This is a genomic window from Bradyrhizobium sp. CB1015, assembly GCF_025200925.1.
Classification (GTDB): Bacteria; Pseudomonadota; Alphaproteobacteria; order Rhizobiales; family Xanthobacteraceae; genus Bradyrhizobium.
This window is the reverse complement of record NZ_CP104174.1, coordinates 3027037-3040378: the sequence shown is the minus strand read 5'-3', so window position 1 is coordinate 3040378 and position 13342 is coordinate 3027037. Positions and strand designations below refer to the sequence as shown.

Sequence of the window (13342 nt, the reverse complement as noted above, 5' to 3'; positions counted from 1 at the left end):
TGGAAGAGCCACGCGAACAATCGGCCTCGGCGCTCCCATCGAGCCCGGGGCCGATTTTCGTCAAAGCCGGAGCATGGCCTGGGCAACGGGGGACGCCGATCAGGAGAACGGAACATGCTTGCCGATATTGACACCGACGATCTCACCGAGGTCGTGCGCTACGCACTGGAGACGACCCGTGCGACGACGGCCTGCCCCTTCCATTGGGACGTGATCATCCGCATCGGCGATGACGCCGCCGAGAGCCACGCCTTCGAGCGAGCCAAGCGAATCGTCAGATGTGACGGCGCGGAATGGGACAAGGAGGCTCTCAGGGCCGAGCTCGGCCGCCAGCTCGGCGCAGCCGCCGACGGCCGCTGCCCGAAGTGCGATCCGACCGCCTCGTGCACCTAGCGCGCCGCGATTGGTTCCTTTGCAGGATTTTGCGGCGAGGCGGCGCGTCGATGACAGCAAGTTGCAGATCGGTCCCCCGGCGGCTTAACTTGTGTGAAGGCCGCAGATGGAATTGGCCCTTAGCCTGAACGATGCGCGTCGTGCATCAGAGGTCAGAATTCCCGTGAAAGTGACAAAGCCGATCGCCGCCATCATCCGCGGGAGATCCAAAACGGATACTCCGTCGCCGGACGGGGACGACGACCGTCAGCTGCCGCCATCGACCGAGAGGCGACAGGTCGTCGACGAGTACGCCGAAAACTTGCGGAAGATCATCCGAAGACTTCTTGGAAGGCTGAACTGATCGCGCTTGCGCGCACCCTGGGCGCTTTGCGGCAAGGGAGCAATTTCGAAGTTGACGTTCGACCGTCCGGCCCTTCCGCGTGCGATCGGGCTGCCGGTTCGGCGCCTCACCGTGGTCAGGCCGCGCCCGGATAGACCCGCTCGCGGTGAACTTCGCGGCCGCTCTCGTCGATGACGACGATCTGAAGCTCGGGATGACCCTTCGGCTTTTCTCTGCGCACCTGGTCGGCAAGGCCCTTGCTGTGGGCGATGGCGGCGCCGTCACTCGCAAGCTCCAGCCCCGCCTTGTCCCGGACGGGCACGCCGTCCCTGATATCGAAGTAATAGATGCGCATCGGCTCATTCCCACGGTCCCCGCGGCTCGATTGAATCATCGAAGACAGGAGCCGCCGAGATGCGGGGAATTGAACCTCGGCGGCGACTTGGCGACGTAACCGTGGGCCGAGTCACGCAAATTGTATATTAGCGCGGCTCGCCCACCCGGAGCTTGATCCGGATCAAGGCCGCTCCGGTGGGCGGCGGTGCGCGGCCCTCATCTTTTGAAGCAACTCGCGTCCGGTAAATCAGAATGTAGTGGCGCCCCCGTCAGGTCGAGCGCGCCGGATGGGACTGGCCTGCCGAGAAGATAGCCCTGAACGAAATCCACTCCCTGGTTGCGCAAGTACTGGAGCTGCTCCATCGTCTCAACACCCTCCGCCGTCACCTGCACATTGAGCCCCCTGGCCAATGTCATGACCGATGCGACGACTGCCCTGCTCGCGGGCTTGCCCGGAAGCTCGCTCGTAAACGAACGATCGACCTTCAGCTTGTCGAATGGAAATGCCACGACGGAACCGAGCGACGCATAGCCAATGCCGAAGTCATCCAGTGCAAAGGATACTCCGATGTTCTTGAGTTGGCGGAACAAGAGAAGATTCTCTTCTTCGTCCTGCAGCAGCATCGATTCCGTGACTTCGAGCTCAAGCCGATGCGGCGGAAGACCCGTTTTCATCAGCACGCCGAAGATCGAGTCGAAGAGAAATCCTCCTCGGAATTGAGAGGGAGACAGATTGACTGCCACCTTGATCTCTCCGGGCCACGCTACGGCGTCTGCGCACGCCCTTTCCAGGGTCCATCGTCCCAACGCTTCCATGAGCCCAGTTTCTTCGGCGACTCCGATGAACTCATCTGGATAGAGCAAGCCTCGAGAGGGATGGCGCCATCGCACCAACGCTTCCGCGCTGCGCGGCCGCAGGGATCCTGCCTCACAGATGGGCTGATAATGTAACTCGAACTCGCCACGCGCAACTGAAGCACGTAGCTCATTGACGAGTCGATTGCGGTCTTGCGCGCGGCTGCGCATTTCATCTTCAAAGACATGAAATCCGCTCCGCCCCTCCGATTTGACTCGATAGAGAGCCAAATCGGCTTTGTAGAGGAGCTCTGGAGCCGTAAGACCATGCAACGGTGCAATCGATATTCCGATGCTAACGCCGACCGAAGCTTCCTGCGACTCCAAAGAGAACGGTATGGCGATCGTTTGCAGGAGGTTGGCCGAGAGCGCTTGGGTCTGCTCACGCGCATCCTCGGCGCTGATCTGCACGATCGCAAATTCGTCCCCGCCTAAACGTGCGATCAGGGCAGTCTCCGGAGCGACCGAGATCAGACGTCCACTGAGCTGCTTGAGCAATGCATCTCCGACGGCATGTCCGAGCGTGTCATTCACATGCTTGAAACCATCTAGATCAAGCAGGTAAACGATCAGGGTCTGCTGTTTTGCGTGCGTTTGGGAAAGCCATTCCGAAAGACCGTCCAGCAGAGCTGCCCGGTTCAGAAGACCAGTCAGCGCATCGTGGCGGGCTGCGTGACAGAGCTGCGCCTCGGCGTTCTTTCGGGCAGTAATATCGACCCGGATCGCCATATAGGCGACCGGCTTCCCTTCCGGGCCAAGCTGGGGCGTTATCACGGTGTCGACCCAGTAGAGTTCCCCGCTTTTCGCCCTGTTGCAAAGCTCGCCCCGCCATACGCCGCCTCGGGCGAGGCGACGATACATCTGTCGGAAAATATCCTGCGAATGAACCCCCGATTTCAGGAGGCGATGGTTGTTTCCAACCAGCTCCTCCCGGGTGTACCCACTGATCTCGCAAAATCGATCGTTGGCGTAAGTAATCGTTCCGCGAATATCGGTGATCGCCACGATGACGGCCTGATCGATTGCGTACTGCTTCTCGATCAGCTCCTGCCTTGCTTTCTCGGCCCGGATCTCAGCAAGACGAAGCTCGGTGACATCCCGGTGCCGTTCGACGAAGCCACCGTCGGACATGGGATGCATATCGAGCTCGACGAAGGACCCATCCTGCAATTCATACGTCGTCTGGAACTCTTCGCCCCGCTGTATCGCCGCCAGGTAGTCGGCCAACTGGCCTTTGGCATTCGCCCCGACTACTCGGGCATGGCGGCCCTTGAGAACATCCTCCACTTGGCGGCCCGGCGAAACCTCGGTAGATGCCAGCGAATAAAGGCTGCGGTGCTGTTCATTCCCTATCACCAGCCTGGATTGATCGTCGAAGACACACAGGCCATGAGAGCTGCTTTCGATGGCCGTATGCAGCAGCTGCTTCCAGTTCACCTCGGCCTTTCGCTGGCGTTCGGTTTCGCCGCTCGCAGGCTGACGAGATCGGCGCGGATCGCACGAAGCGGAAAACCCGTTGTTCATGTCAACATTCGCGATCTCGAGATCAATCGTTGGTTCGATCATTGGGTCGCCAAGCCTTGATGACACGTTAGGCCGCCCGGATGTCGGCAAAGAACGCCTCCACTTCCGAGCGAAGGCCCGCAGCCTGAATGGACAGCTCTTCAGAAGCGCTCAGAAGCTTTTCCGCCGTCTGCCGGGTTTCGGCGGCGACCTGGCTCACGCCGGTGATGTTGCTTGATACCTGGTCCGTGCCCTCGGCTGCTTGCTGGACGTTGCGCGCGATCTCGGCAGTAGCCACGCCCTGCTCTTCCACGGCCGCCGCTATGACGGTTGCGATCTCGCTGACCGACCCGATCGTGCGGCCGATGTCCTGGATCGCCCCCACCGCCTCCTTCGTTGCCCCCTGAATCGAGAGGATCTGCTCACCGATCTCGCCGGTGGCCTTTGCCGTCTGCTCCGCCAGGGCTTTAACCTCGGAAGCCACGACTGCGAAGCCGCGCCCGGCCTCGCCGGCCCGCGCTGCTTCGATCGTGGCATTGAGAGCGAGCAAATTGGTCTGCCCCGCGATGGTGCTGATCAACTCCACCACGTCGCCGATCCGCTGGGCCGCCTTTGCAAGGCTCTGGACCGTGTCGCCGGACCGCGCCGACTGATCCACCGCGGTCTGGACGATTTTCGTCGATTCGGACACCTGGCGGCCGATCTCCTGAATTGACGAGGTGAGTTGCTCGGTCGATGCGGCAACCGCCTGCACATTCGTCGACGCTTCTTCCGAGGCGGCGGCTACCGCGCTGGACTGCTGGGTCGACTGCGACGAACTCGCGGCCAGCGCATTGGCTGCGCTCTGAAGGTCGCCAGCCGAACCACCGATCCTATCCACAACCGCCTTCATCCGCGCATCGAAGCTCCGAATGGCGGCGTGGATCGTCTCCTGACGTTTTTCCCGCTCGGCGAGCATTGCCTCCTGGTAGACGGAGATGGCGATCTCCATATCGAGCATCACGGCGCAATTCACGGCGCTCAAGAGCTCGCAGAGGTGACCTGGTTTCCAGCGGTAGCGTTGAACAGCGAGCGCCACGAGCTGGTTCAGGACAAAGTTATATCCACCGATATACCAACGCGGCTCCAGGCCGATCTTGTTGTGGACCATGCCGATGGCGCGGACCCCTTTCAGGTATTCATCATCGAACCGCCCGTTGAACAATCGCGCCCAATGGGTACCCTGGGCCGATTTCAATCTGGGAATATCATTCCCAATCAGCGCGGCAAGCCGAGGCTCGCTCGTGACATGACGGTAGAAGCCGTCCAGAATGCGCGGTACGGCAGGTTCGGCGATCGCCCAGAACTCCCGCAACAACTCCCCGCTGCGGGATGTGATTCCCATAAACCGCATTCTGGCCATGCGGTGCTGATCGGAATTGGCGCATGCAGGCAAGTCCGTCATTGCGATGCCCTTCAAAATTGATTGTGAGAAAAGTGACTGGGACTCCGGTATCAAGCGGCTGGTCGACGAGCCCAGTCCGAACTGCTTGAAAGCGTAAGCGCCATATCGACGGCCCCATATTATTCGAGCGTGCGGAGCCGAGTGCGCGTGTCGATTCCGAGATACCGAATGATTTGCGTCACCATGCCCGCACGCCTTGTCGGAGCCCAACGTGCAGAACAATAATGCCGATCCCGCTAACCTTCTGTTAGGCAAAATTGGCGCGTGCGGTTCGGCTCATGCGGCAATTGCGATTGGCGACGCACGATGTCACGACAATGGAACGCCAGATTTGCGTGGTGCGGCGTTTGCGATGAAAAATCCGACCAATTTTGCTGGATCAGTACAGGTGAGGCGCTAATTTAGCGAGGGCGCACGCCAGGTTTACCTGCTTCTGGAAACAGGAATTCGACACCGGCTCTTGCAAGGGCCGTTTCGATCAAGGGAAGCGCCGGATCATTGTGTGCTGGAGCGCCGTCCAGCTCTTCCAGCCGGCGGATGGTCGCACGCGTGATGCCCGCGGCCTGCGCCAGATCCACCACCGACCAACGCAGCAGTCCGCGCGCAGCCCTGATTTGCGCCCCGGTGATGCGGCGGGCGACGGAACGCGCCGTATCGCGGTCGAGATCAACGCTGATCCCGAGCCACTCCTTGATATTCCCCCCATCATCGAGCACCGGCTGCCCGGACGATCGCTTCCATTTGAAACTGCCATCGGGCTGAATGATGCGGTGCACGACATCGTAGCCGCGCTTCTCCCGGCGCGCCGCGTCGCGAACTCGGATGATCTTCTCCTGGTCATCCGGATGGATGAGCTGCAGCCAACCCAATTCCGACGCAATGGCCTTGCTGCCGTGATCGCAATTGACAAGCTCGTGGATTCGGCCGTCCGATTTCGCGATCCATACCACTGCTCCGGCTGCCTTGATCAGGGCACGGTAGCGCTCATCGGCAATCCGGAGCTGGTTGAGCTGATCCTCGCGAGCGGTGATATCCGTGCAGATACCGATTGCCTTCTCTGCAGCCCCTTCCGGATCGACGAAGATGATGATCTGGCAATAGATCCAGGCGATGTTACCGCCGCGACGGATGACACGAAATTTCCGTCTGATGGTCGATGCCTTCTGGATGACGCGCTCGACCTCGCCCTGCGCACTGCGATCATCCGGGTGGGTCACCTGGAGAATGGCCGCAAAGGATGGTGTTACCATTCCCGGCTCGATACCCAGAAGATCATAATACCCGCGCGACCAGTGCATCTCGTTCGCACGCAGATCCCAGCTCCACAGGCCGCACCGCAGTTCCCGTTCGATAACGCCGAAGCTTTCTTCGGTACCCCCCTTTAAGAGGTCCAACATTTTTTTGCTCTTGATGATCCAAAGACCCAACAGTTAGCGAAGTTAGGAATGTTGTCCAGCCTTATGCCAGCCTGGTCTGACTTGCGTTGGCGATGACATCGATCGACATCGATACGGCGGAAGCCACCGCTGACCGACAGATCAGTGGCGATGACCGGCATGCATCTTCGGAGCATGGGCAAATGATGCGTTCGCCTCGCTGCTGGGGCTGCGAAAGCAGCTCCCGCCGCGTCCAGCGATGGCTGAAACGCACTGATCGATAGTCTCGAATGCGCAACTGCGCACCCCCGAGTCATAGTCTAGTCGGCAGAACGCGTATTCCTGTGTCGCGTCCAGCTCGGCAGGGATCAGAATCGCCGCGACCGTTGACGCTGCGACAATGGCGACGAAGCTGAAAATTGCTAGTCGCACACGAGATACCTGCGATGACGGCTGTAAACGTAGCGGCAACCACCGCTCGTGTCGTAGCTCGAGCGCGCCCCGCCATAGGCGTAGCCGGCGTAGGCGCCGGCTGCGTATGCGCCGGCATAGCTCGCAGCGCGCGCTCCATATCCATAGCCTCCATAGCCGTGCTCGCCGCCGTAGCGATGGCCGCTACCACCGATGTTCAGCGCCGTCGTCCGCGCGGCGCTCACGACAGCCGGCCCGCGACCGGCACCTCGCGTGGCGAGATCAACGCGCGGCCCGGCTGCTGGACCGAGGCGAGGGCCGGGACCAGCGACAGGGGCGGCGGGACCGGGAGCCGCGATGGCTGGGGGACCGGCTGGAGCCATCGGCGGAGGGCCGGCGGGCGCCATCGGTGGCGGCGGCGGAAATTGCGCAAATGCAATAGACGGAGCGAGCGAATTCGCCGCGACCGTCACCGTGACAGCAAAGACTGATAGCGTCTTCGAGAGCATCGTCGTCTCCGTTCTAGATTTGGGGCTCGAGCACACGCTGCGGGGCATTGCGAGCGGGCCCGTCTTCGGCGGGCGCGTCGTTCGCAACGGCTTCGGGATCATGTGAAGGTGCTTCATCCGCATGATCCGGACGGATCCGGAACCACGCCACATAGAGCGCCGGCAGAAACAGCAGCGTCAGCAGCGTGCCGACGATGATGCCGCCCATCATGGCATAGGCCATCGGGCCCCAGAAAATCTCGCGCGCGATTGGAATGAGCGCGAGACTTGCCGCGGCGGCCGTGAGCAGGATCGGGCGCATGCGGTGCTCGGTTGCTTCCACCACCGCATCCCAGGCCGGCCTGCCCTCGTTCTTGAGATCCTCGATCTGCACGATCAGGATCACGGAGTTTCGGACCAGGATGCCGATGAGCGCCAGCACGCCGAGGATCGCCACAAAACCCAGTGGCGCGCCGCTCGGCAGCATGGCTATGACGACGCCGATCAGCGCGAGCGGCGCGACCGCGAACACAAGGAACAGGCGCGAAAAGCTCTGCAGCTGCACCATCAGCACGGTCGCCATGACGAACAGCATCAGCGGCACGACTGCGATGATCGGCCCCTGGCTCTTGGCACTCTCCTCCACCGAGCCGCCGATCTTGATCGCGTAGCCCGCGGGCAGCTGCTTTGCAAATTCCGCTACTTTCGGCGCGAGCTGGTCAACGACCGTCTTCGGCTGAACGTTGCTGATGACGGCGGCCTTCAGCGTGATGGTCGGAATCCGCGCGCGGCGCCAGATCGTGGGCTGCTCCAGCTCGTAGCGCAGATTGGCGACGGCCCCGAGCGGCACGGCTCGACCGCCGAGACCGGTCAATTGCAGGTCGCGCAGCGTGTCGATCGAGGCACGCTCCGCCGCGGTGGCGCGTCCCGTGACGTTGACCAGATAGATGCTGTCACGTACCTGGGTGATCGGCGATCCCCGAAGCACCGAGTTCAGCGTGGTGGCGATGTCTTCCGAGGTCAGACCGAGCTGGCGCGCCTTGTCCTGGAACACGTCGACCTTGACGACGCGGGCCGGCTCCATCCAGTCGAACACCACGTTGCCGAGATCGGGACTGCTCCGCACGATTGCCGCAAGCTTCTGTGAGAGATCGCGCACCTTGGCGATATCAGGCCCGCTGAGACGGTACTGCACCGGACGCCCGACCGGAGGGCCGACCTCGAGCAGCTTGACGTAGGTGTCGGTGCCCGGGAACGTCCTCCTCAAATAGTCCTCGAACTGCGCCTTGAGCCGGTCGCGCGCCGGAATGCCGCCCTTGGTCACGATCACCTGCTGGCCGAACCAGGTGTTGGCGGTCTGAACATCGAACGACAGCACGAAGCGCGGCGCGCCGGTGCCGACATAGGTCGACCAGTGCTCGACCGATTGGTTGCCCTGCAATTGCTCGCGCTCGAAACGCGCCATCTGCATGTTGGTCTCGGTGATCGAGGCGTTCTGCGGCAGGTTCCAGTCGATCACCAGCTCGGCGCGGTCGGACGAGGGGAAGAACTGCTGCTGCACGAACTGCAAGCCGAACAGCGCAAGCAGGAAGGCGCCGACGGTGACCGCAATGGTGCTCCAGCGATGATGCATGCAGAACAGGAGCAGGCGCGCGAACATCTGCGCCATCCGTCCTTTTTGCTCGTGATGCCCCTTCATCTTGGCGGGAAGGATCGTGACGCCGAGCAAGGGCGTGAACAACACCGCCACGATCCAGGAGACGATCAGCGATACCGCGATCACCACGAACAGGGTGAAGGTGAACTCGCCGGCGTTGCTGCTGTTCAGCCCGATCGGGATGAATCCGGCGACGGTGACCAGCGTTCCCGTCAGCATCGGGAACGCCGTCGACGTATAGACGTGGGTCGCCGCCTTTTCGAGGGGATCGCCGACCTCGAGCCGGGCCACCATCATCTCGACGGCGATCATGGCATCGTCGACCAGAAGACCAAGCGCGATGATCAGGGCCCCGAGCGAAATGCGTTGCAGCGAGATGCCGCAATAGGCCATCACGACGAAGGTGATCGCGAGCACGAGCGGAATGGCGATCGCGACCACGAGACCGGCACGCATCCCTAGGCTCAGGAAGCTGATGCCGAGCACGATGATCACGGCCTCGAACAGCGCTTCGGTGAAGCCGGACACGGCATGTTCGACCACGACGGGCTGGTCGGCAACGAGGTGCACGCCGACGCCGATCGGCAGGTCGGCGATGATCCTCCCCATCTCCTCCTTCAGCGCCTCGCCGAACTGGAGCAGGTTGGCACCGGACTTCATGCCGACCGCGAGCGCAATGGCGGGCTGACCGTTGTATCTGAACAGCGTCGACGGCGGATCGGCATAGCCGCGCGTGATCGTGGCAACATCGGTCAGCGGGAAGAAGCGATCGTTGATGCGCAGATTGACCGTCTTCAGGCTCGCCTCGGAGGCGAACTGGCCGTTGACGCGGACGCTGATCCGCTCCGGCCCCTCCTGGAACACGCCGGAGGGCGCCACCGCGTTCTGACCTTGCAGCGAAGTCATGACGGCTTTGATATCGAAGCCGAGAGCCGCGACCTTGCGGGTGGAGAGTTCGAGGTAGATCACCTCGTCCTGCGCGCCGAGAATGTCGACCTTGCCGACATCGGGCACGGTCAGCACCTTGGCCCTTATATCCTCGACCCGGTCGCGGAGCTGTCGCTGGCTCAAGCCGTCGCTGGTGAAGGCGTAGACGTTGCCGAAGACGTCACCGAAGCGGTCGTTGAAACCGGGGCCGACCACGCCTTGCGGGAAATCGCCCCGGATGTCTGCGATCATGTTGCGAACGCGCACCCAGGTCGGCTTGACGTCGGCCGCCTTGGTCGAATCGCGCAAGTAGACGAAGACGGTGGTCTGACCGGCGACCGTCACGCTCTTGGTGTAGTCGAGCGATTCCAGCTCCTCCAGCTTCTTCTCGATCCGGTCGGTGACCTGACGCGTCATCTCCTCGGGCGAGGCGCCGGGCCACTGCGCCTGGATCACCATGGTCTTGATGGTGAAGTCAGGATCCTCCTGCCGTCCGAGCTGGAGATAGGCAAACAGGCCGGCCGCCATGAAGGCGATCATGAAGTACCAGACGAGCGAGCGGTGGCCCAGCGCCCAGTCGGAAAGGTTGAACGACTTCATGGCTCTTGATCCTGTTCGATGCGGACGTGCTGTCCTGGCTTGAGGCTGTGAATTCCGGCGGTAACGACGCGGGTGCCTGCAGCAAGCCCACCGGTGACGCGGATGCCCGCCTCATCGGCGACACCCTCGATCTTCTGCAAGGAGACGGTGCCGGCGGACTGATCGACCACCCAGACGAAATCCGCGCCGTCCTTGGCGAGCACCGCCGATGCGTGCAGGCGCAAGACCTTGCTCTGATCCTTGCCGAACTTCGCCGTGACGGTTGCGCCGAGACGGAAGCTTTCGGGCGGGTTGTCGAGCGCAATCCGGACACGTCGCAGCCGCGTCACCGCATCGGCTTGCGGCGCGATTTCGCGAATCCTGCCCTCGACTTGAACGGTGGGGAGGAGCTGCAGGCTGACGGTGAACGTGAGACCGACGTCGAGCGGCACAGGCAGGTCTTCCCCGATATCGACGACCGCCTCGCGAATGTCCGGCCGCGCGATCGTCACCACGGTTTGACCGGGCGAGACCACCTGACCGACTTCCGCGTCGACAGCGGTGACGACGCCGCCGAAGTCAGCCTTGATCCGGGCATAGCCGAGTTGCTCGATCGCTTTGGTCAGGTTCGCCTGCTCCTGCGCCACGTTTGCTTCGGCGCCGGCGCGGGCTTGCTCGGCATTGTCCAGCGTCTGCCTGGTGGTCGCATCGCTGGTGATGAGCGTTCGTTGCCGCTCCTCCGTGGCCTTGGCCGTCGCAAGCTGCGCCTCGGCCTTGGCAAGCTGAGCTTTGGCTGCGCGAACGGCGAGATCGAGCGCGGTGGGATCAATCGTGCCGATGATCTGTCCCTCGCTGACGATGTCGCCAACGTCGACCGGACGCGACGTCAGGCGTCCGAGTACGCGAAAGCCAAGGTTGGTCTTGTAGCGCGGCTCGACGACGCCGACCGCAACCGTGCTGTCACCGCTATTCGGCGTGGCTACCATCGAGAGCACGGGGCGCACGGGCTCCGGCGCCTTCGTCTCCTGCTGGCAGCCGGTCAGCAATGCGGCCGCCGCGACCGTGCCAGCGATCATCATGACCTGCCGCTTCATGACTGACCTCCCTCCTCAGTGACCGATTGACCGACGCTCAGGAGCTTGCCGCCGTCGACGACGACGCGCTCGCCGGGCTCGAGGCCTGCCTTGATCAGCACCTGACCGGCTTCATAAGCGCCGACCGTGACGGGCTTCAGCGACGCTGTCTGCGTCCTGGGGTCAACGGTCCAGACGGCTGGCCTGCTACCCGCCGCCATCAGCGCGCTCCAGGGCAGGGTGATCTCGTTCTGAGCTTTAGCCTTCACCGTCCCCGAGACGGCGCTGCCCAGCGTCATCGCAGCCGGCGGATTCGCGATGGACACCTTGACGCGGATCGTGGAGCTCTTCGCGTCGATGGCCGGTGAAATCTCTCTGACCTCACCCGCTGCTGCAACGCTGGGATCGGAGACCAGCGCCAGCGTCACGCGGCGGCTGTCGGTCTGGCCAAGGAAGACGGATTCGTAGATCTCGAAGACGGCATCCCGCTCCCCGTCCTGCGCAAGCGAGAACACGGGTTGGGCAGCCGGAACGACTTGGCCGACCTCGAGATTTCGCGCGGTGACAACGCCGTCCGCTTCCGCGCGCAGCACGGTGTATCCGAGCGCATCGCGCGAGGTGCCCAGCTGCGCCCTGGCCGCCTCCAGCAGGCCCTCGGCGGTCCGCAGACCTTCCTGGGCCTGGTCGTAGACCGTGCGGGTGGTGAAACCGCTTGCAATCAGCGCTTTCTGCCGCTCGAACGTAGCTTTGGCCACGCGCAGTTGGGCTTCGGCCGAGGCCACTGCCGCCGTCGCAGCGTCGACATCTGCCTGTTGCTCGGCCGGATCGAGACGGGCGAGGACGTCGCCCTTGTTGACGTGCGCACCGACGTCCACGATGCGCGCAACCACCCGTCCGCTGACGCGGAACGAAAGATCGGCACGGAAGCGCGCCTGGACTTCTCCCGTCAACGTGCGGGAGGATTCCCGATCGCGCGGCTGTACGATCGTGGTCCGGACCAGCGCTGCCCGTGTGGCCGTCTGCGCCGCGTGATCGTTGCAACCTGTCAACGCAATGCTGACAAGCACGGAGGCCGCGGCGAAGGCCTTCCCCACATGTGGCGTTCGAACAGGGCTCGAATATTGGCTTGTCATGGCGCGTCCGTATGGTGGGAGGGTGACAACAGCCCGCCAAGCGCATCGGCGGATGGGCGGTTCGAAACGGTGGCTTTCGAGCGACGCGGAGCCCTCATCTGGCGCGTTGCGATCGACCAGTTTGCGCCCCGTTCGCGCTCGGTCAGCGGGAACGAAAGGACGATCGAGGTGAATTCCGCTCCGAAACCCTGCTCGATGCGTCCGCCGAGAGCCCGCGCGATATCCCTGGCAATGCGCAATTCGCGATCGGAAGCTTCCCGCGCGGGATGCGAGCCGTTGTCCAGGATCACGCAGTTCACCAGCGCACCGGTGCGCGTCAGCTTGATCCTGATCTGTCCGGCCCGTGCATCGAAACAAGCGTGTCGTGCCGCGTGCATCACGAGCTCATGGGCGATCAACCCCAGGTGCCAGCAGCGCTGCGGCTGAAGCGCGAGGGGCTGTGTCGCGAATGCCAGCTGAATGTTCATCCGGTCCAGGACCGCCCGGCGCATGCCACAGCCCAGCTTGCGGATGTAGGTCGCAGCCTGGATCAAGGTGTCGCCCGGCGGCATCCCGAGCGCACGATGCACGTCGGCATAGCCGTGCAGCAGCTCGGCGACGTCGCTAAGCGCGCCCTTGGCTTCCGCCCCTTCGGCACGGATGGCGGCGGCGGAGACCAGATTGATGGCGAAGGCAACACCGTTGGTGACCCTGTGATGCAGCTCGCGCAGCAGCACGCCTTCCGGCAAGCCTGGCGGATCTGGGTTCAGAACAGTCACGACATTCTCCTCAGTTCGGGTCGAGTCGGGTCGGGCGGTCGGCCGAGCGCGTCACCCTTCGCGGCCTCCAGGCCTGGCCCTGCGGCG

The 13342-nt window shown here is 62.9% G+C and carries 12 protein-coding genes; 2 read left to right on the top strand and 10 right to left on the bottom strand.

Features of this window, described 5'->3' with window-relative positions; all coding sequences use genetic code 11:
* The first annotated feature begins 114 nt into the window (after positions 1-114).
* Positions 115-393, top strand: coding sequence for a hypothetical protein (locus N2604_RS13935; RefSeq protein WP_260375195.1), 279 nt, complete (start codon positions 115-117; stop codon positions 391-393).
* Positions 394-851: 458 nt separating this feature from the next.
* Here the strand turns inward: N2604_RS13935 and N2604_RS13930 are convergent, their stop codons facing one another.
* The 3 genes from N2604_RS13930 to N2604_RS13920 form a co-directional block, all read right to left on the bottom strand.
* Positions 852-1070, bottom strand: coding sequence for a DUF6894 family protein (locus tag N2604_RS13930; RefSeq protein ID WP_260375194.1), 219 nt, complete (start codon positions 1068-1070; stop codon positions 852-854).
* Between the two features lie 197 nt (positions 1071-1267).
* Positions 1268-3472 (bottom strand): EAL domain-containing protein, encoded by a 2205-nt coding sequence (locus N2604_RS13925; protein WP_260375193.1) that lies wholly within the window; start codon positions 3470-3472, stop codon positions 1268-1270.
* Between the two features lie 25 nt (positions 3473-3497).
* The gene (locus N2604_RS13920) at positions 3498-4853 is read right to left on the bottom strand and encodes a globin-coupled sensor protein (protein WP_260375192.1); all 1356 of its coding nucleotides are present in this window, start codon (positions 4851-4853) and stop codon (positions 3498-3500) included.
* Positions 4854-5064: 211 nt separating this feature from the next.
* Between N2604_RS13920 and N2604_RS13915 the strand changes: the two genes are divergently transcribed.
* Positions 5065-5253 (top strand): hypothetical protein, encoded by a 189-nt coding sequence (locus N2604_RS13915; RefSeq protein WP_260375191.1) that lies wholly within the window; start codon positions 5065-5067, stop codon positions 5251-5253.
* A gap of 1 nt (position 5254) precedes the next feature.
* On the opposite strand, the gene N2604_RS13910 is transcribed toward N2604_RS13915, so the two are convergent.
* From N2604_RS13910 to N2604_RS13880, 7 genes are all read right to left on the bottom strand, one after another.
* Complete coding sequence (locus N2604_RS13910; RefSeq protein WP_260375190.1) at positions 5255-6250, bottom strand: PAS domain-containing protein; 996 nt, start codon at positions 6248-6250, stop codon at positions 5255-5257.
* 141 nt (positions 6251-6391) lie between these two features.
* Entirely contained in the window at positions 6392-6661 is a 270-nt protein-coding gene (locus tag N2604_RS13905; RefSeq protein WP_260375189.1) for a DUF3551 domain-containing protein, read from the bottom strand.
* The gene (locus N2604_RS13900) at positions 6652-6885 is read right to left on the bottom strand and encodes a hypothetical protein (protein WP_260375188.1); all 234 of its coding nucleotides are present in this window, start codon (positions 6883-6885) and stop codon (positions 6652-6654) included. Before N2604_RS13900 ends, N2604_RS13905 begins: the two co-directional genes overlap by 10 nt.
* Positions 6886-7162: 277 nt before the next feature.
* Positions 7163-10312 (bottom strand): efflux RND transporter permease subunit, encoded by a 3150-nt coding sequence (locus N2604_RS13895; protein WP_260375187.1) that lies wholly within the window; start codon positions 10310-10312, stop codon positions 7163-7165.
* Positions 10309-11385 carry an efflux RND transporter periplasmic adaptor subunit gene (locus N2604_RS13890; RefSeq protein ID WP_260375186.1) on the bottom strand — a complete coding sequence of 359 codons (1077 nt, stop codon included), beginning with the start codon at positions 11383-11385 and terminating at the stop codon, positions 10309-10311. Before N2604_RS13890 ends, N2604_RS13895 begins: the two co-directional genes overlap by 4 nt.
* The gene (locus tag N2604_RS13885; protein WP_409241712.1) at positions 11382-12497 is read right to left on the bottom strand and encodes an efflux RND transporter periplasmic adaptor subunit; all 1116 of its coding nucleotides are present in this window, start codon (positions 12495-12497) and stop codon (positions 11382-11384) included. The genes N2604_RS13890 and N2604_RS13885 overlap by 4 nt, the downstream gene beginning before the upstream one ends.
* Positions 12494-13225, bottom strand: a complete 732-nt coding sequence (locus N2604_RS13880) for a sensor histidine kinase (RefSeq protein WP_260375184.1) — start codon at positions 13223-13225, stop codon at positions 12494-12496. The genes N2604_RS13885 and N2604_RS13880 overlap by 4 nt, the downstream gene beginning before the upstream one ends.
* Positions 13226-13342 lie beyond the last annotated feature (117 nt).

Excerpts from the sequence above, each read along its gene's own strand:
- N2604_RS13890 (WP_260375186.1), bottom strand. The coding sequence starts at position 11,385 with ATGAAGCGGCAGGTCATGATGATCGCTGGCACGGTCGCGGCGGCCGCA.
- N2604_RS13925 (WP_260375193.1), bottom strand. The coding sequence starts at position 3,472 with ATGATCGAACCAACGATTGATCTCGAGATCGCGAATGTTGACATGAAC.
- N2604_RS13910 (WP_260375190.1), bottom strand. The coding sequence starts at position 6,250 with ATGTTGGACCTCTTAAAGGGGGGTACCGAAGAAAGCTTCGGCGTTATC.
- N2604_RS13885 (WP_409241712.1), bottom strand. The coding sequence starts at position 12,497 with ATGACAAGCCAATATTCGAGCCCTGTTCGAACGCCACATGTGGGGAAG.
- N2604_RS13895 (WP_260375187.1), bottom strand. The coding sequence starts at position 10,312 with ATGAAGTCGTTCAACCTTTCCGACTGGGCGCTGGGCCACCGCTCGCTC.
- N2604_RS13930 (WP_260375194.1), bottom strand. The coding sequence starts at position 1,070 with ATGCGCATCTATTACTTCGATATCAGGGACGGCGTGCCCGTCCGGGAC.
- N2604_RS13920 (WP_260375192.1), bottom strand. The coding sequence starts at position 4,853 with ATGACGGACTTGCCTGCATGCGCCAATTCCGATCAGCACCGCATGGCC.
- N2604_RS13935 (WP_260375195.1), top strand. The coding sequence starts at position 115 with ATGCTTGCCGATATTGACACCGACGATCTCACCGAGGTCGTGCGCTAC.